Below are 17,622 nucleotides of genomic sequence, written 5' to 3'. Positions count from 1 at the left end.
TACAAGCCACTCCTATCTGAGCACAATGCGTTCGGACAGCGCATCCCAGGTTAAGGTCGTGCCCTTCAACTGGTTGAAGGCACTAAGCGGAAGGTAGAGTACATTGTTATCCACATCCACCGTGTATGCGGCCGCTTTGTTGTTCAGCTTCGCTGTTTTACCGGTCAGATCGACCTCGATCGTATTCTTTCCGATAGTGAGCTTGGCGGCAGAAGTATTCCCTGTATAGTTTCCTCCAAGCGCCTTCACCAGAGCCTGTGCCGGGTAGAGCACCTCATTGTCGCGGCTGATTTTGAATTTCGGATAGAGATACTTCGACTGCAGCTCTGCGGAACGCTTGTTCAGATCAAGTCCCAGGATTCCTGCTCCCACAGTGGCGATCTGCGTGTTGTCGATCTGCCCCTTCACCTTGTCAGCAATCGGGCCATACGCCCACACCCCCACATCCACCGCAGAGTGGCCGTGACCCGACCAGCCGACCAGCAGGCGCTTGGAAATCACTGCATTATATGCGCCTTCGCGTTTGTAGGAAGAACCGTCGCCATTCATAATCTGGGTAACTTCCTCATCCGTCAGATCTGTAATCCAGGTGTTGGCCGTTACGATCTTGCGGATCTCTTCCGGTGTCTGCGCGGCTTCAAGATCGGCTGCCAGACTCTCGGAGGAATGCTTCTGCTTATTCCACAGATCGATGTTGATCTCATAGATATTGTCACGCGAGAGTGAGAGGCCGCCTGTCTCATGGTCAGCCGTAACCACCACGGAGGTGTTGCCGTTTTTCTTCGCAAATTCAACGGCTGTCTTGAAGGCTGCATCGAAGTCGAGCGCTTCCTGCACGAGGGTCGGCAGATCGTTGGCATGACCGGCATGGTCAATACGCCCGCCTTCAATCATCATAACGAAGCCGTCTTTATCGGTGGACAGAATATTCAGTGCCTTGGAGGTCATCGCCGCCAGGCTCGGAATTTCAGGAGTGCGGTCTGGAGTGTAAGCCACATGGGAATTACCGAACAAGCCTAAGACCTTGGTATTCTTGGAAGTAAGTGCATTTAAGGCTGTGGTATTCTCAACGACCGTGTACCCTTTGGCTTCGAAGTCAGGCAGCAGGTTCTTATCCGAACGCTTGCCCTTCTCATCCTTGGTCAGGAAGAACTGCTTCCCGCCGCCCATGAGCACATCTACACCGCTCTCCAGGTACTGTGAGGCAATCGCTGATTCATTGTCACGGTTACGGACATGGGATGCGTATACGGCTGGTGTGGCATGGGTGATACGGGCAGTAGTCACAAGACCAGTGGCCTTGCCCGCGCTCTCGGCAGCTTCGATAATAGAAGCAAAGGGCCTCGAGACATCCTCATTAGAGACGCTGATGCCCGCGTTATAGGTTTTATGGCCTGTAGCAAATGCAGTACCGGCTGAGGCGGAGTCGGTGACGATCCCGGATACGATTTTACCGCTGTCCTCTCCCCGGTCTGCATATGTAGTAGCTTGTCCCACGTAGTATGGATCGAGGTTCAGGTGCTTGACACCCTTGGTATATTGCTGAAAATATCTTGCCGCAGACACTTGGGCCGGGCCCATACCGTCGCCGATCAGAACGATAAGATTCTTAGACTGGGCCTTGGCAGCGCCCCCGGAATTAGCCGGGCTCTTGGCCGCACCTGCAAGGGTTGCTCCTGATACTACGGCTGCCGCCAATCCTCCAACAATCATGCCCCTCATTAACTTGTTCATCATATACCCCTTCCTCATTGTGACGGTTCTAATCCCAAGCTTACCTTGGAAAGATTAACTAACTGTCAAAATAAGTATGGAGTTGTATTAAATTATCAAATGCTCATACGTACATAAAAAAGCCCTGTACCCCTCTGCCGTCAGGCAAAGCAAGTACAGGACTCAGGATGGGCTATTCAATCAGTTGATCGTTCCCGCCTTACAACTCCAGTAACCGGATCAGTTCGTCTTCATCCTCAATGACTTGAATGCCGAGCTGCTGGGCTTTGGCCAGCTTGCTGCCTGCCTTCTCCCCGGCGATAACCAGATCCGTCTTCTTGGAGACGCTGCCGGATACTTTGGCTCCCAGAGCTTCCAGGCGTTCAGCGGCTTCCTCGCGGGTCATTTTTTGCAGGGAACCGGTCAGGACGACTGTTTTGCCGCTGAAATAGGTATTGGTATTAACTACACGCGGAGCTTCAGGAGCCTTGGCCTCTACCCCCAGCGCCCGCATACGGTCAATGCTAACCACTACGAACGGGTCGGCAAAATAGTTCACGATGCTCTCCGCCACAATTCCCCCGATATCCGGCAGCCCGGCCAGCTCCTCCGCGGTAGCAGACATGACGGCTTCCAGGCTGCGGTAATGGTCGGCCAGCATTCTTGTCGTGGCTTTGCCGGTATTAGGAATGCCGAGCGCATAGAGGAAGGAGGCCAGATCTCTGCCCTTGCTGTCTTCGAGTGCCTTCAGCAGATTCGCCGCCTTCTTCTCTCCGAACCGCTCCAGCTTCACCAGCTGGTCGAAGGTTAGCTCATACAGATCCGCAGGCTCCCGTACACTAAGCTCCTCATGCAGCTGAGCGGCTGTCTTCTCACTGAAGGTCTCAATATCCATGGCATCTCTGGACGCAAAGTGGGTAATCCGGCTGACAATCTGCGGCTTGCAGTCAAGCTTGTTGTTGCAGAACAGATGAGCACCGCGCATCTCCAGCGGGAACCCGCAGGCCGGACACTCCTCAGGGAATAGGATCTCCCCGCCGTCACTCTCTTCTGTCACCTTGCCCAGAATCTCCGGGATGACATCATTGGAGCGGCGGATGAACACCCGTGTGCCCAGTGCAAACTTCAGATTCTTGCGCTCAATATCGCCCACATTGTTAAGGGTACAGTTCTGTACAGTAACCCCTGCTAGTTCTACAGCTTCTACCCGCGCGAGCGGAGTCACTTTGCCGGTACGTCCGACATTCCAGCTTACAGATTCCAGAATAGTTGTGGTCTCTTCCGCCTCAAATTTATAGGCAACGGCCCAGCGCGGGAACTTGTCGGTATAGCCCAGCGCCTCACGGATGCGGAAGTCTGTGACCTTAATCACTGCTCCGTCAATCAGATAATCCAGACCGGAACGGCTCTCTTCAATCTCTGCCAGCTGCTCGGTTACATCATCGAAATTGCTGAAGTAGTTGAGGTAAGGGTTAACCTTGAACCGGTTACTGCGCAGGAAATCCATCATCTCCTGATGATCGCCGAACTGTACACCCTCTGCATACCCCACATTATAAAAGAAAGCATTCAGCCTGCGGTCGGCAGTCATCTTGGGATTCAGGTTGCGCAGCGCGCCTGCCGCACCATTGCGTGCATTCTTCAGCGGCTCTGCTGCGCGGGTATTATAATCAGCCAGTACAGACAGGTTCATAATCCCCTCACCCTGCACTTCAATAACGCCTTCCTTGAACGGGATATTCAGCGGAACGGACTTGATCGTCTTCACCTGAGCCAGAATCCCCTCACCTGTCACCCCGTTGCCGCGGGTAGCTGCTTGTACAAGGGCCCCATCACGATAGGTCAGGTTCAGCGTCAAGCCGTCGAACTTCAGCTCCACGGCATAACACGGCTCCGGCAGCGGATTGTCCGGGTTCTTGGTATTATAATCATTCACCAGCTTCAGCACACGGGTGTTCCAGGTACGAAGCTGTTCAATGTTCTGCGCCTTATCCAGACTCCACAGCGGTGCCAGATGGCGGTGCGGTGTGAAGCCCTTCAGCAGTTCCCCGCCTACCCGCTGGGTCGGAGAATGCGGCAATACAATTCCGCTCTCCGCTTCCAGTGCTACCAGCTTATCGTAGAGCACATCGTATTCCTTATCGCTGATCTGCGGGGCATCCAGCGTGTAGTAGTGATAATTGTATTGATTAAGCTCGGCAACAAGTTCTTCCATCGTGAACATAATATCCATCCGGCACATCCCTCCGTCAAATGGGTTTCCTACGGTTAGCGTGATCCAAAAGCACTGCCGTTAATCGCAAGCTTGATTTATTCAACTTTGGTGATCGGCGCAAAGCCGGCCAGCAGCCGCTTGACGCCTACCGGTGCCGGGAAGGCAATCTGCAGTTCCGTATCGTTACCGCTGCCCTTCACGGCTACAATGGTGCCGATGCCCCATTTGCCGTGCGAGACCTTGTCGCCCGCCTTGAAGCCTCCGGCCTCCGCAGCCGCCCCGGCTCCGCCCGTCGTGCGCTGCGCGCCTCCGGTCGTTACCACAACACGGCCCGCGCCAGGCACCGCGCTTGCCGAGCTGCCGCTGCCGAAGCTGGCGGACCCGCCGCCTCCCGGCGCGTTCCCGGCAGCAGCGGTGCGGCTGCCGAAGTTCCCCCGGCTGCCTCCGCTTCCGCTGAAGCCCCGGCCGCCATAGGCACCGCCTGCCTCTGCGCCTCCGCGCCGGAAGCGGTCCGTTTCACGGACGGTATCTTCCTTCAGCTCCTCCGGAATCTCCTCCAGGAAGCGGGACGGCGCATTCGCGTTCGTCCGCCCGAACAACGTGCGCATCCGTGCGCAGCTGAGGAACAGCTGCTTCTCCGCACGGGTAATGCCCACATACGCCAGCCGGCGTTCTTCTTCCAGTTCATCATTGTCCTGGAAGGCACGGCTGTGCGGGAATACCCCTTCCTCCATTCCGATGATGAAGACGGTCGGGAACTCCAGCCCCTTCGCGCTGTGCATCGTCATCAGCACCACCGCATCACTGCGTTCCTCATCATCATTCACGCTGTCGATGTCCGCAATCAGTGCCAGATCGGTCAAGAAGGAGACCAGCGACTTGTCTTCATTGTTCTTCTCGAATTCCATCGTAACAGACAAGAACTCGTCAATGTTCTCCAGGCGTGAACGGGACTCCAGTGTATTCTCATTCTGCAGTTCAAGGCGGTACTGCGACAGCTCTAGAATCTTCTCAGTCAGCTCTGTCACCGAGAGGAATTCCACCATCCGGTGCAACGCTTCGATCATATCGTAGAATTCCACCAGCGTGTTGCGGGTCCGTCCGGCGAACCCGAGATCATCCACCGTCTGCAGCGCCCGGAAAATCGAGACGCCCTGGGCAGCAGCCGCTGCCGCCAGCTTACCAACGGTTGTATCTCCAAGTCCCCGCTTAGGAACATTGATAATCCGCGTCAGACTGATATCATCATCAGGATTGGACAGCAGGCGGAGATACGCCAGCAGATCCTTGATTTCTTTACGGTCGTAGAACTTGATCCCCCCGACGATCTGGTAGGGAATATCCGATTTGATCAGAATTTCTTCTATTACACGGGACTGGGCATTCGTACGGTACAGAATCGCATGGTTCTGGTAAGCCTGTCCCTGCTTCACATTTTTGCTGATCTCCCCGGTGACGAAATATCCTTCGTCATGCTCAGTGTCGCCGCGGAATACCTTAATCTTCGCGCCTTCATCGGAGTCGGTCCACAGCTTCTTCGGCTTGCGGCCCGTATTGAGGGCAATCACGCCGTTGGCGGCATTCAGAATGTTCGAGGTGGAACGGTAATTCTGCTCCAGCAGAATCGTCTGGGCTTCGGGGTAATCCTCTTCGAAGTTCAGGATGTTCGAGATATCCGCCCCGCGCCAGCGGTAGATGGACTGGTCACTGTCCCCAACCACGCAGATCCGGTGGTGGCCTTCAGCCAGCATCCGGCAGAGCATGTACTGCGCCCGGTTCGTATCCTGATACTCATCGACATGAATATACTTGAACTTCTTCTGATAGAAATCCAGTACATCCGGCTTCTCCTTGAACAGCTCGATCGTCTTCATAATCAGGTCATCGAAATCCAGGGAGTTGTTGCTTCTCAGCCGGTGCTGGTATTTGGTGTACACTTTAGCAACTAAGCCTTCAAAATAATCGCCGGCCTTCTGCTCATACTGCGCCGGTGTAATCAGTTCATTCTTGTTCGTGCTGATGACGGCCTGGATGGCCTTCGGCTCGAACTTCTTGGTATCGATATCCAGGTCCTTCATACAATTACGGATGACGGACAGCTGGTCTGTCGAATCCAGAATGGAGAAATTCGAGGTGAAGCCGATCTGATCAATATCCTTCCGCAGAATCCGCACACACATCGAGTGAAAAGTGGATACCCAAATATCCCGGCCCTCCGGCCCTACCAGCTTGGAGACACGATCCTGCATCTCCCGGGCGGCCTTATTCGTAAACGTAATCGCCAGAATCGCCCAAGGCGGCGCCTTGCGGTTCGCGATCAGCCAGGCAATCCGGTGGGTCAGCACGCGGGTCTTGCCGCTGCCTGCGCCAGCCATAATTAGCAGGGGGCCTTCAGTTGCTTCTACAGCCTGACGCTGCGGGGGATTCAGACGGCTTACGGCGTCTTGTATGTTAACAAGTTGCATGTGTTACATGCTCCTTTCTGAATAAAAGCTATATCAAGATCTATAAACTCTACCAGTCCATCTGCGGGGTATCCCGCACAGCCTGGACCGTCAACAGCGCTTGTTCCATATTACTATAAATAATATTGCCGACCACTACTGTATCACATAGCGCGGCTACATGCATGGCTTCCTCTGCACCTGTAATTCCGCCTCCATAGAAAAGCTGGCTGTGCTCAACCACTTCCCTGACCTCGCGCACAATCTCCAGATCTCCGTAGCGTCCGCTATATTCAAGATAGACCACCGGGAGGTTCATCAGCTTGTCTGCAATCTGCGCATAGGCTCCCGCACCAGCCGCATCCAGCGAGCAGTCCGCACCGGTCAGGCGTGCTACCGAGGAATCGCTATTCAGCACAATATAGCCCTCTGTCAGCAGCAATTCCCATGGGATCAGACTGCCGAAGCGTTCAATCGCCCGGCGGTGATGGCCGAGAATCCATGAAGTATCGTCAGTGTTGAGCACCATGGGAATCATATACAGGTCAAAACCGGGCACAGCGGCCTCCAGATCCGAGATCTCCAGCGCGCAAGGCAGGTTAAACTGCCGGATTCTCGCAAGCAGACTCACCGTATTCTCATAAGTCACGCCGGTAGAGCCGCCGACGAGAATCGCATCGGTTCCCGACTGGCAGACAGCGGCCAGCTCCTTGTCACCAAGCACACGGTCCGGGTCCAGCTTGAAGACATGCCGCCACGGTCTGATCATTTGCCGCATCTCGTTCATCTTTGTCCATCCTCATTGTTCATCTAAGTGAATATACACACTCCTGCGTACGCACAATCCGTATCTCTAGTCTAAGTCAGCACGAAGGGGGGTGTCAATTTAAAAGAGAACAAAATGCGAACATTTTATGCACTTGTAATATTTCGGATTATATCAATTAATTAGAAAAAGTTTGATAAATATCATAATGGTTAAATAATACATGTTCAGTATTTGAAGTTATTTAATATTTTTCCTTATTATCTAAAATACTAGGAGGACAGATCTATGAAAATGGTAAAAACGTTATTAGTTGCTTCATTAATTTTTCTAGCAACTGCACCTATTTCAGCAGAATCGTATGCTGCTGATGTATCCTCTGCTACAAGCAATTTGAATGACGCCAGTAATGTCTCTGAAATAAAAACCGTAACTCCAGAAATGCAAAGTTCAATCGATAATTCTATTACCTGGAATAGCACAAATTTCACAAGGTCTCTAGATGGGGGCATTTCACCTCTGGCTGCGGGTCTATCCTATACTATTAAAACTTTATCTGTAGGAGGATGGATTCAAACTGATGGTACACTTTATGTATCATCAAGTACACCAACTGTTTACTTAACACACACTCAGCATACTCCTGGAGGTACAGGTAGTGTCAGAGTCTACTATTATCTTAAGAGTACTAGTAGTGACTATAAAACTAACGTTATAAAAGTTGTCGGTAGCTATGTCGGTTCTAATAATACAATTTATTGGAATAACGTCCCCGAAGGTTATTATAAACTAATTATTTCAAATGAAATTGTAGAAAACGGAGGCCTAAATATGGCTGGTAATGGATTTTTAAATGCTCAATGATGTATATCAAAGAAATTGCCACTTCAAACTTCAAAACTGAACAAAAATTTAAACAACAAAAATACATTCTTCTCAAGTTATACGAGGAGAATGTATTTTTTAGTCATTAAGAAGTTTCAAATCAATTACTGATGATCACCGTATAAACCCTTTTTTCCAGTCAGAAAGTAATTCAATCTTCACAACTGAGAATCTCAATAAGCGTTCTTGAAGCCGTTACGAATCGTCTTGGCAATAATCCGGATGTCGAACAGCAGAGACCAATTCTCGATATAGAAAATATCATGCTTGATCCGGTCCTCAATCGAGGTATCCCCGCGCAGACCGTTGCTCTGGGCCCAGCCGGTAATCCCCGGCCGCACATGATGCTTGACCATATACTTCGGAATTTCGCCGCGGAACTGCTCTACAAAATAAGGGCGCTCCGGCCGCGGACCAACCACGCTCATCTGCCCGAACAGTACATTGAAGAATTGCGGCAGCTCATCCAGACTCGTCCGGCGGATAAACGTACCAAAGCGGGTCCGGCGCGGATCTTCCTTCGTGCTCCAGCCTGTGTCCACTTCACCGTCCGTCTGCATTTTCATGGAACGGAACTTGTACATCATGAAATTACGACGGTTCAGCCCCACCCGCTCCTGCTTGAAAATCACTGGTCCGGGAGAGGTCAGACGCACTCCAAGCGCAACAATCAGCATCACCGGAGACAGCATAAGAATGGCGAACAAGGCGAACACAATATCAAACGCACGCTTTGCCATTTTGTTCCCGGCCATATCCAGCGGAATATCGCGTACATTAATCATCGGCATCCCGGCAAAGTTATCGAAATACGGACGGGCCGGCAGGTAATCGAAGAAGTCAGGGATAATCAGCGTCCGCATCCCGGCTTTCTCACAAGTAGCAATAATAGCCGGGTATTTCGAGTGGGCATCCAGCGGCAGCGCCAGAATCACCTCATCGACAGGAAGCATCTCCAGCATCGCCTCCAGCTGATCCACAGTACCCAGAATCGGCTTATACCGCTGCTCCTCAATGCCATCCCACTGATGGAAGTCATCCAGGAAGCCAATAGCCTCATAGCCCAGCTCCGGATACTGCTCCAGGTTGTTATAGAATCTTTTACCCAATGTGCCTGCACCAAGAATAAGGACGAACTGGCGGTTGAAGCCTTTTTCACGCAGCGACTTCAGCATCTTCTTCAGCACATAACGGTATAGCATAATGGACAGAATATTGAAGCCCATATAGATCGCCAGGTATTGCCGGGAGACATCAATCTCCCTCAGGAAGAACATCAGGCCGAGCAGTATAAAGATCCCCATGGCATGCACCTGGAAAATCTTCAGGAATTCATCAATGAACCGCTTCTTCCGCTTGGGCAAATATAGAGATATCATAATACCGATCAGTACGGTTATGGCCCCGTAGATGATGCTCCAGTACCCATAGGATTCTATAGGCAGCGTCCGGTAGGATTCCAGCAAGCCGCTCTTGAACTTCAGCCACCAGGCCGCAAGGAAGGACAACTGGATCACGATAAAGTCGGCTACCATATATAGTTGGGTCAAAAACTTTTGATTCCGGCGAATCATAATCTCACCTCAGCCTTCGATTCATTGCGGATACCGGCTTCCCCGGGAACATTCAGACTCTGTGCGGGTGTAGGTACCTTACGCGGGGCAATTAATGCATTGCGCAGCAGCGAGAGTGTGAACTTAACGCCGACTCCCGCATAGACCGCTCCATTTATCATACTGTTGTAACGGCTGCTATAATGCTTCTTATGAAATAAAATCATGGCCCGGTGAAACTCATACACAATCTTGAACGGTCTGCGGCGCGCGCTGCCACCCTTTAGATGTACGATGGACGTCTGCGGATAATAATAAATCCCCCAGCCGGCTTCCTTGATCCGGTAACACCAATCCAAATCCTCTCCGTACATGAAAAAAGACTCATCCAGACCGCCCACCTGCTCAATCGTCTCCCGGCGCAGCAGCATGAACGCTCCAACCAGACAATCTACCGGATATTCGTCATCCGGGTCCAGATAACCGAGCTGATAGCCGTTGAACTTCGGACGGTCCGGGAACAGCTTACTGAAGCCAAAAGCATAATAGAACGATGCAGATGGGGTCGGGAACCCTCTCCGGCAGGCCTTATCGAGCGACCCATCCGGCAAAATCACCTTACACCCGGACGCGCCAAGATCCGGACGGCTGTCCATGAACCGGATCATCGTCTCCAGCGTATCCTTGCGGATCACAGTATCTGAATTGAGCAGCAGCACATAACGCCCGGAAGCGACCTCCATCCCCTGGTTATTCCCCTTGGCAAAGCCTACATTCTCCGAATTAGCAATTAACAGCACCTCCGGGAACGCCTTGCTTATCGTCTCCACCGAGTTATCCTGGGAGTTATTATCTACTAGAATAATTTCATAGGAATATCCTGTCTCGGAATCATATACCGACCTCAGACAATCCATCGTCAGGCGGCATGTGTTGTAATTTAGAATCAATATACTAACATCTACATTCACTGCTATACTCTCCTGACAAATATAGTAATCTATCGACAATTATTATAACACAAAAACCCCGCTGATAGGCAGCGCCTGTTCAGGGAGGTTTTTACAAGGCTATCAATATCACTGGCGTTTAGCCTTCTCCTGGATGTAGCGGCGCTTGCGCTTCAAGGCAGCTCTCTGTGCGAAAAAGGATCTCCAGGCTCCCAGCAGCTTAGGCTCCTTCAATAGCGAATAGCCATGTGCGGCGATCTCGTAAGGCAGAGAATTTAGCAGAGTGAGTAGAAGTGTGCGGGAGGGCTCATTCTTGTATATCATTTTGTAACGGTTAATGTAGGAGATCCGCTTGATGAACATCGCCTTGCTGCTTCGGCCAGAAGTCTTCCAGCCCCGCTCATGGTAGCCTATCGCTTCCGCATCATAGTAGGCCTTCCAGCCGAACAATTCCGCACGCCAAGCTACATCCACATCTTCCTTATACGCAAAAAAATCCGCGTCGAAAAACTCCCCCTCCACGCTGATATCCTCAATCATCTGCCGCGAGTACATCGCCGCTGCACCGGAGACACCGAATACTTCGTCAGATTCATTCCACTGGTCAGCAGGCTCTCCCGCTCCACGGTCAAACGCCCTCCGCGCCTTATTCATCCATAGTCCAGTACTGTCCACCAGCGAATGATCCGCCTTCAGCAGCAGCTTGCCTGTGGCACTCCCGATCCGGGAATCGGCTTCCATCCTTGCGATCAGCTTAGATATATAATCCGGGGCCAGCGTAAGGTCCGGGTTCAACACCAGCACATAATCCGTCGTAGTCCCGGCAATCGCCTGATTGTGTGCGGGGGCGAAGCCGGTGTTATGTTCATTTTCCAGAAGGACTAGGTTAGGGATAGAAGGGCTCTCCAAACTTCCTACACAGTTGGCTGAAGCTGCGGTACGTGATGAGATTACTGCTGCGTCTACGGAGTGTAACGAATCGATACGCATACGTGCTGATCCCTGAGTAAGCTCATGATAGAACGCCCTAACCTTCTCCGCCGATCCATCCGTGGACGCATTATCCACCACCACAATCTTTTTGACCGGATAATCCTGAGTGAGCACAGCTGACAAGCATTCCGCTATATCATCTGCGCTGTTATAAGTAACAATATGCACACTGACTGTTTTAAGTTTCATGGGGTACCTCGAATTCCATATATTCATTGTACGAACCTGTTACTCCCCATTATAACGAAAACAGAGGTGCCGGGCTATGGAAGGTTGTTGAATTGACCCCACCAATACTATCGAATTACAATAAGAAACCCCTAACCATTAAGATGGATTAGGGGTTATTCAACATATCCTACAGCTATTTCAGCTCCAGCAAAAAGTCTCTCAGCCCTTCACGCCATGGACGGATATCCTGGAACCCGTTGGTACGGATCGCCAGATGCTCCATCACCGAGTTGCGTGGACGAGGCGCCGGACGGGGGAATTGCTCCGTCGCACAAGGTTCAAGCTTCGCTGTAAACTTCAGCCCCAGAAGTTCCTCTGCTTCCGCAAAGATGGCCTGGGTGAATTCATACCATGTGCAAGACTCTGTGTTCGAGGCGTGGTACACTCCATACTTTTCAGTCTGGATAAGCTCAAGCAAGAATCTTGCCAGGTCCACCGTATAGGTAGGTGAGCCCTTCTGGTCATCGACAACCTGCAGCAATGGCTTTTCCTGCCCCAGCTTCAACATTGTTTTGACAAAGTTATTACCGTATTTGCCATAGACCCAAGAGGTGCGTACGATAAAGAATTTAGAAGATAAGGACTGGACCAGGATTTCTCCTGCCCGTTTGGACTTACCATAGATACTCTTGGGATCTGTATTATCATATTCATGGTAAGGCTGTTCCCCCATGCCATCGAAGACATAGTCCGTACTGATATAGACCAGCTTAGCTCCCACCTTCTCAGCAGCGAGCGCCACATTCCGGCTTCCGGTTGCATTAATGAGGTACGCCGCATCCACATCAGTCTCAGCTGCATCCACTGCCGTATGAGCCGCACAATGAATGACCGCATCGGGAGCGAACGCACCAATAGTCTGTTGGCACTGGTCCAGATCGGTAATATCCATCTCCTGACGGTCACAGCCCAGCACTTCATACCCCTGCCCTAGAAGCAAAAGCATAAGATCCTGCCCCAGTTGCCCGCCAGAGCCTGTGACAAACACCTTCATCTTCGCCATTACAGAGAATCCCCCAGACGGCTGCCGTACTGAAGTGCAGCATACTTCTGGTATTCACCAGACTGAATGCGGGTCCACCATTCCTTGTTATTCAGATACCACTGAATAGTTTCCTTAATGCCGGTTTCGAACGTGTGCTTAGGCTTCCAGCCCAGCTCGTTCGTAATCTTCGTTGGATCAATGCCATAACGGCGGTCATGTCCGGGACGATCCTGAACATAAGAAATCAGCGAATCCGGCTTGCCGAGCTCTTGAAGCACAGTATTCACAATATGCACATTCGTCCGCTCATTGTTACCACCGATGTTGTACACTTCACCATTCACGCCTTCATGAATAACCAGATCAATTGCGCTGCAGTGATCCTCAACATACAGCCAGTCACGGATATTCATTCCGTCTCCATACACAGGCAAAGCCTGATCTGCCAGCGCACGCGATATCATCAGCGGAATCAACTTCTCCGGGAACTGGTAAGGACCATAGTTATTCGAGCACCGGGTAATGTTAACTGGCAACCCAAAGGTTTCATGATAAGAACGCACCAGCAAGTCTCCGCCTGCTTTACTTGCAGAATACGGGCTGTTCGGCGTCAGCGGTGTTTCTTCCGTGAACAGACCTGTAGCACCAAGTGATCCATAGACCTCATCCGTGGACACTTGAACAAACTTATTCACACTATATTTCTTAGCCGCATCCAGCAGCACTTGAGTGCCCAGCACATTCGTCTTCACGAACACTTCCGGCTCCAGAATACTCCGGTCTACGTGAGACTCCGCAGCAAAGTTAACCACCACGTCTACACCGTCACCGATCAGCTTATCCATCGCCGCCACATCGGTAATGTCTGCCTTCACAAACGTATAGTTCGGATGATTCTCAATCGATTTCAGGTTCTCCAGATTTCCTGCGTAAGTCAACGCATCAACGTTGACGATCTGGTAATCAGGATGTTGCTGCAGCATATAGATTACGAAGTTGCTGCCGATGAAGCCGGCTCCGCCGGTGATTAGGAGTTTCATTTTGTACCCACCTTTTACTAGTTGTAATGATGATTGAGATGCTATAGCTCCGAGAGGAAACGGCTGCTGGTCAGTGTCCCAAGCGCCAGATCATTCCATAGTATGCCACGGTCATGCTCAAGGGAATAACATTCGTTCACTTTGTACTGCACTTGGGTGTTAGGAAGAGCGTTTAGAAATTTATCCGTTCCTTCTCAACTACCAACGGCCGCTTTAAGACCTGTGTATGAATTGAACCAATATATTCGCCAATTATTCCTATAAAGAAAAGCTGAACGGAAGAGAATAAGAATAACCCTATGATGAGAGGAGCTGTACCTAAAGAAAAGTAATTCCAGAATATTAGTTTAGCCAGTAAATAACCTACTGCTACCAGCAAACTTAAAGCAGACATAGTAAACCCTAGCATTGCAGCCAATCGCAACGGTATTTTAGAGTGGTTAGTAATACCAAGCATGGCAATATCATAAAGAGTGTAGAAGTTATTTTTAGTTATTCCACGTTTTCTAACAGGCTGCACATACTCAATTTTATAGCTTTCAAAACCAATATCAGAAATCAACCCTCTGAAGTAAGGATATGGATCATCAATCTCTTTTAGAATTTGAATAATTTGTTTATCATATAATCCAAAACCAGTATTGTTCTTAGTCAGTTCAATCTCTGAAACACGATTAATAAAATTATAGTACATCTTTCGTATTGCAAACATGGTCTTACTCTCATGACTTTGCGTTTTCACACCTAGAACAACTTTATATCCTTCTTCCCATTTATCAACAAAATCTTTAATCATTCCAGGAGGGTCTTGAAGGTCAGCTACAAGTAAGATAGCAGCATCTCCCTCAGCCTGTAGCAGGGCATGATACGGAGATCGTATATGTCCAAAATTACGTGAATTAACAATGATTTTTGCGTTTGAGTCTTCTTTTGCAATATCTTTTAGAATTGCCACTGTCTTATCTTTTGATGCATTGTCAATAAATATATGCTCATAGACATAACCTGGCATCTCCGCAAAAACTGCCTTTACTTGAGTATAAAGCTCCCTAACATTCTCTTCTTCATTGTAACAAGGCGTTACTATACTAATTGTTTTCATTTTTATTCCTCATTCTTAATTGTTGGTAACCTGACTGGATACTCTCTAAAGAAGTATATTTAGGAAGATAGCCTATAGTTGAGGCCTCTCCATTTAAAGAATAATAGTTACTCTTTGAGCCTGTTATAGAATCGTAAGTGTAGCTAGTGTCAACTTGATATTTCAATCCATGTTCCCTAACAAAATAGTCCAAAATTTCAAATTTAGTCGCTGGTTTGAGAGAATACACATCATATACCCCATTCTGTATATTCTCGTCCATGCAACTTTGCACAAGAGAAAGGAAATCTTCTGGATGTACATAATCTCTAAGGATATTTTCTGAAGATGTATTGAGTACTTTCCTCATCCCAACATGCTCAATTACTTCAGTTAGAAGAAACTTTGAATCCATATCAATAAATGCGCTAAAAAAACCAAATATCCTAAGGTCGACTATTTTAAACTTTTCTAGACTTCTATGTTTCGCCTCCGTATTCAACTTAGAAATCCCATAGTAATCTTTGAGTGATAAATTATTTATATTCAAATTAAGTAATTTAGTATTTGTTGCAGGCTTTTCAAAATTAGAGCCATATGCGGCCCCAGAACTAAGATTAATATATATAGAATCGGGATTATTTTGTATATAGCGAAGAATAATGTTGTCATATTGTTCTGTGATTTGAAATACACTAAAGGGATTCCGGAGAAGGTCTCCTGGGTTACCTACTCCTATACAATTAATAATAACGTTATAAGTATCTAAGTCTTGAAACTGTTTATACTCTCTAAGATGAGTCTTGCCTTGAATGCTATTCTCAAATAAAAAGGAAGTCAGTCTTTCTTGACTCCGAGCGAATAAATATAATTCGTAATGTTCCGAAGAAGAAAGACCAACTATTAAGTTTTTCGCAATATGACCCGTAGCACCAAATATTGCGATTTTCATACAATCCTTATTAAGCACTCTGAGAACCCCTTTAAGTAGGAATGTCCATTTCATCAACAAGATCTATTAGCATTATTTTCTTTAACTCTTCCCTATCAAGATATGGGTACATATCTTCAATAGGTCTATTTACAACTAATTTAGGATGTACTTCTGTTTTCTTTTCCAACTTCACCTCAATAAATGCTGGTCCGTTAGTATTCAAGAACTGTTCAAGCTGATGAATATCATCCATTGTATTCATCTGATACGCTGGAATTGCATACGCTTCAACTATTTTTATAAATGAAGGATTGGGGTTCACTGTTGACTGTTGTCTACCCTCAAAATACAAATCTTGAAATTGTCTTACCATTCCAAGAGAACTATTGTTCATAACAACCATTTTTATAGGTAAATTCAAACGAACAATAGTATCTAATTCTTGTATATTAAGTTGGAAGCCCCCGTCTCCTGCAATAACAAGAGTTTCCTCTCCATTTGCTAAGGAAGCGCCAATTGCAGCCGGTAAGGCAAACCCCATTGCTCCCATACCACCAGAGTTTAATAATCTTTGTTCTCCAGATAATTTGAAAGATTGCGATGCCCACATTTGGTGTTGACCAACATCTAGGCAAACCGCTCCAAACTTTTCAGACTTAGACGAGAGTAATTCCATAAAACGGTTTGGTTCAATTTCATTAGCAACCGGAGTAAAAGAGTACGTAGGAAACTGTTCTTTTAAAGCCCCAATCAAATTCAACCATTTAGAGATATCTGGTTTATTAAAGTCTGTTAGCGCTAAATTCATTTTCTCCAAGAATTCATTAAGATTTGCTTTTACTGCCAGAGTTGCTTCAACCTTACTGTTGAGCTCATTATAATCAATATCAACATGAATTTTTATAGCACTGCGCCCAAACGTATCTGGTCTGGTCCCGGTTTGTCTACTATCTAGTCTTGACCCTAATATAAGTAATAGATCACAGTTGGCCAGGATTAGATTACTATAGCGGTTACCATATGACCCAATTAGACCAGAATATAAAGGATTATCATGTGAAATCACATCAATTCCCATCAATGAGCTTACAACCGGTATTCCCGACTTCTCTACAAACTGTGTAAGTGCTGCTGCTGAATTGCTAACTCTTACACCACCACCTGCCAAAATGAGAGGTCTTTTTGCAGCAGATAACATCTTAATAACATCTGCAATAACAGATTCACTGATTTCTGATTTTTTAGAAAGTTCATTAAAATATTCTTCACTATCATAGAAGCTGGCTAAAGTTTCAGGCTCAATTTGTGCTCTCTGAAGATTCATTGGAATATCTAACAATACTGGACCGGGACGTCCATTTTGTGCCAAGTATATTGCTTTTTCTATTTCGTATCTTATTTGATCTGGGTCAGTAACCATAGCAGCATACTTCGTTAAAGGTTTAGCTACACTAACAATATCTGTTTCTTGAAAACCAATTTGTCTGACAGGTCTATCGAACTTATATTCATAAGTGTTTACTTGTCCAGTAATGAACAAACACGGAACTGAATCGAAGTAGCAACTACCTATTCCAGTAAGTAGATTCAATGCTCCGGGCCCACTCGTTGCCATTGCAACTCCAAGCTTTCCGTTTATTCTGGCATAAGCTTCAGCCGAAAATGCGCCTGCTTGTTCATGGCGAACAGATATACATTCCATATCATCTCTGAAAGAGACAGAATCCAACAAGTGGACTATAGCTCCTCCGATAAATTCAAAAACATGAGATACACCTTGTTGCTTAAGGCAATCTATTACATAATCGGATAGTTTCAACTAACCCCACTCC

Annotated in this window: 13 protein-coding genes and 1 pseudogene; 1 reads left to right on the top strand and 13 read right to left on the bottom strand. The window is 48.1% G+C overall.

All coding sequences use genetic code 11. The features are described 5' to 3' along the window. Window positions 1–12: 12 nt before the first annotated feature. The 4 genes from MKX42_RS04245 to MKX42_RS04230 form a co-directional block, all read right to left on the bottom strand. The gene (locus tag MKX42_RS04245) at window positions 13–1,734 is read right to left on the bottom strand and encodes an alkaline phosphatase (protein WP_445669361.1); all 1,722 of its coding nucleotides are present in this window, start codon (window positions 1,732–1,734) and stop codon (window positions 13–15) included. A gap of 199 nt (window positions 1,735–1,933) precedes the next feature. After that, a complete protein-coding gene (ligA, locus tag MKX42_RS04240) occupies window positions 1,934–3,946 on the bottom strand; it encodes an NAD-dependent DNA ligase LigA (RefSeq protein ID WP_340751477.1) in 2,013 nt (670 codons plus the stop codon). 77 nt (window positions 3,947–4,023) lie between these two features. Beyond that, on the bottom strand, window positions 4,024–6,393 hold the full coding sequence (gene pcrA / locus MKX42_RS04235; RefSeq protein ID WP_340751476.1) for a DNA helicase PcrA: 2,370 nt from the start codon (window positions 6,391–6,393) through the stop codon (window positions 4,024–4,026). Between the two features lie 49 nt (window positions 6,394–6,442). Further along, window positions 6,443–7,150 carry a heptaprenylglyceryl phosphate synthase gene (locus tag MKX42_RS04230; RefSeq protein WP_340757615.1) on the bottom strand — a complete coding sequence of 236 codons (708 nt, stop codon included), beginning with the start codon at window positions 7,148–7,150 and terminating at the stop codon, window positions 6,443–6,445. A gap of 276 nt (window positions 7,151–7,426) precedes the next feature. Here MKX42_RS04230 and MKX42_RS04225 point away from each other — a divergent pair, with 276 nt between their 5' ends. Further along, window positions 7,427–8,002 carry a hypothetical protein gene (locus MKX42_RS04225; protein WP_340751475.1) on the top strand — a complete coding sequence of 192 codons (576 nt, stop codon included), beginning with the start codon at window positions 7,427–7,429 and terminating at the stop codon, window positions 8,000–8,002. A gap of 194 nt (window positions 8,003–8,196) precedes the next feature. Here the strand turns inward: MKX42_RS04225 and MKX42_RS04220 are convergent, their stop codons facing one another. The 9 genes and pseudogenes from MKX42_RS04220 to MKX42_RS04185 all read right to left on the bottom strand — a co-directional run bounded on the left by MKX42_RS04220 (window position 8,197) and on the right by MKX42_RS04185 (window position 17,609). After that, window positions 8,197–9,597 (bottom strand): undecaprenyl-phosphate glucose phosphotransferase, encoded by a 1,401-nt coding sequence (locus MKX42_RS04220; RefSeq protein ID WP_340751474.1) that lies wholly within the window; start codon window positions 9,595–9,597, stop codon window positions 8,197–8,199. Continuing rightward, window positions 9,594–10,547: a glycosyltransferase family 2 protein gene (locus MKX42_RS04215; protein ID WP_340751473.1), complete on the bottom strand. Its 954-nt coding sequence runs from the start codon at window positions 10,545–10,547 to the stop codon at window positions 9,594–9,596. Before MKX42_RS04215 ends, MKX42_RS04220 begins: the two co-directional genes overlap by 4 nt. A 108-nt stretch (window positions 10,548–10,655) precedes the next feature. Further along, the gene (locus MKX42_RS04210) at window positions 10,656–11,708 is read right to left on the bottom strand and encodes a glycosyltransferase family 2 protein (protein ID WP_340751472.1); all 1,053 of its coding nucleotides are present in this window, start codon (window positions 11,706–11,708) and stop codon (window positions 10,656–10,658) included. Between the two features lie 175 nt (window positions 11,709–11,883). Further along, window positions 11,884–12,744: a dTDP-4-dehydrorhamnose reductase gene (rfbD, locus tag MKX42_RS04205; protein WP_340757614.1), complete on the bottom strand. Its 861-nt coding sequence runs from the start codon at window positions 12,742–12,744 to the stop codon at window positions 11,884–11,886. Window positions 12,745–12,752: 8 nt separating this feature from the next. Then, window positions 12,753–13,775 carry a dTDP-glucose 4,6-dehydratase gene (gene rfbB / locus MKX42_RS04200; protein ID WP_340751471.1) on the bottom strand — a complete coding sequence of 341 codons (1,023 nt, stop codon included), beginning with the start codon at window positions 13,773–13,775 and terminating at the stop codon, window positions 12,753–12,755. 41 nt (window positions 13,776–13,816) lie between these two features. Next, window positions 13,817–13,954 (bottom strand): annotated as a pseudogene (locus MKX42_RS33375) (dTDP-4-dehydrorhamnose 3,5-epimerase); the annotation flags it as partial. Continuing rightward, on the bottom strand, window positions 13,948–14,877 hold the full coding sequence (locus MKX42_RS04195) for a glycosyltransferase family 2 protein (RefSeq protein ID WP_340751470.1): 930 nt from the start codon (window positions 14,875–14,877) through the stop codon (window positions 13,948–13,950). The pseudogene MKX42_RS33375 and the gene MKX42_RS04195, both read right to left, overlap by 7 nt. Next, complete coding sequence (locus MKX42_RS04190) at window positions 14,864–15,826, bottom strand: NAD(P)-dependent oxidoreductase (RefSeq protein WP_340751469.1); 963 nt, start codon at window positions 15,824–15,826, stop codon at window positions 14,864–14,866. Before MKX42_RS04190 ends, MKX42_RS04195 begins: the two co-directional genes overlap by 14 nt. A 13-nt stretch (window positions 15,827–15,839) precedes the next feature. Next, on the bottom strand, window positions 15,840–17,609 hold the full coding sequence (locus MKX42_RS04185; RefSeq protein ID WP_340751468.1) for a thiamine pyrophosphate-binding protein: 1,770 nt from the start codon (window positions 17,607–17,609) through the stop codon (window positions 15,840–15,842). Window positions 17,610–17,622 lie beyond the last annotated feature (13 nt).

Source organism: Paenibacillus sp. FSL R7-0204, assembly GCF_038002225.1.
GTDB lineage: Bacteria > Bacillota > Bacilli > Paenibacillales > Paenibacillaceae > Paenibacillus_AQ.
Note: the sequence above shows the minus strand (reverse complement) of the source record. Positions and strands in the feature narration are given on the sequence as shown.

Coding starts and splice junctions, on each gene's coding strand:
- MKX42_RS04245 (WP_445669361.1), bottom strand. CDS start 1,734: ATGAACAAGTTAATGAGGGGCATGATTGTTGGAGGATTGGCGGCAGCC.
- ligA (WP_340751477.1), bottom strand. CDS start 3,946: ATGGATATTATGTTCACGATGGAAGAACTTGTTGCCGAGCTTAATCAA.
- pcrA (WP_340751476.1), bottom strand. CDS start 6,393: ATGCAACTTGTTAACATACAAGACGCCGTAAGCCGTCTGAATCCCCCG.
- MKX42_RS04230 (WP_340757615.1), bottom strand. CDS start 7,150: ATGCGGCAAATGATCAGACCGTGGCGGCATGTCTTCAAGCTGGACCCG.
- MKX42_RS04225 (WP_340751475.1), top strand. CDS start 7,427: ATGAAAATGGTAAAAACGTTATTAGTTGCTTCATTAATTTTTCTAGCA.
- MKX42_RS04220 (WP_340751474.1), bottom strand. CDS start 9,597: ATGATTCGCCGGAATCAAAAGTTTTTGACCCAACTATATATGGTAGCC.
- MKX42_RS04210 (WP_340751472.1), bottom strand. CDS start 11,708: ATGAAACTTAAAACAGTCAGTGTGCATATTGTTACTTATAACAGCGCA.
- rfbD (WP_340757614.1), bottom strand. CDS start 12,744: ATGAAGGTGTTTGTCACAGGCTCTGGCGGGCAACTGGGGCAGGATCTT.
- rfbB (WP_340751471.1), bottom strand. CDS start 13,775: ATGAAACTCCTAATCACCGGCGGAGCCGGCTTCATCGGCAGCAACTTC.
- MKX42_RS04195 (WP_340751470.1), bottom strand. CDS start 14,877: ATGAAAACAATTAGTATAGTAACGCCTTGTTACAATGAAGAAGAGAAT.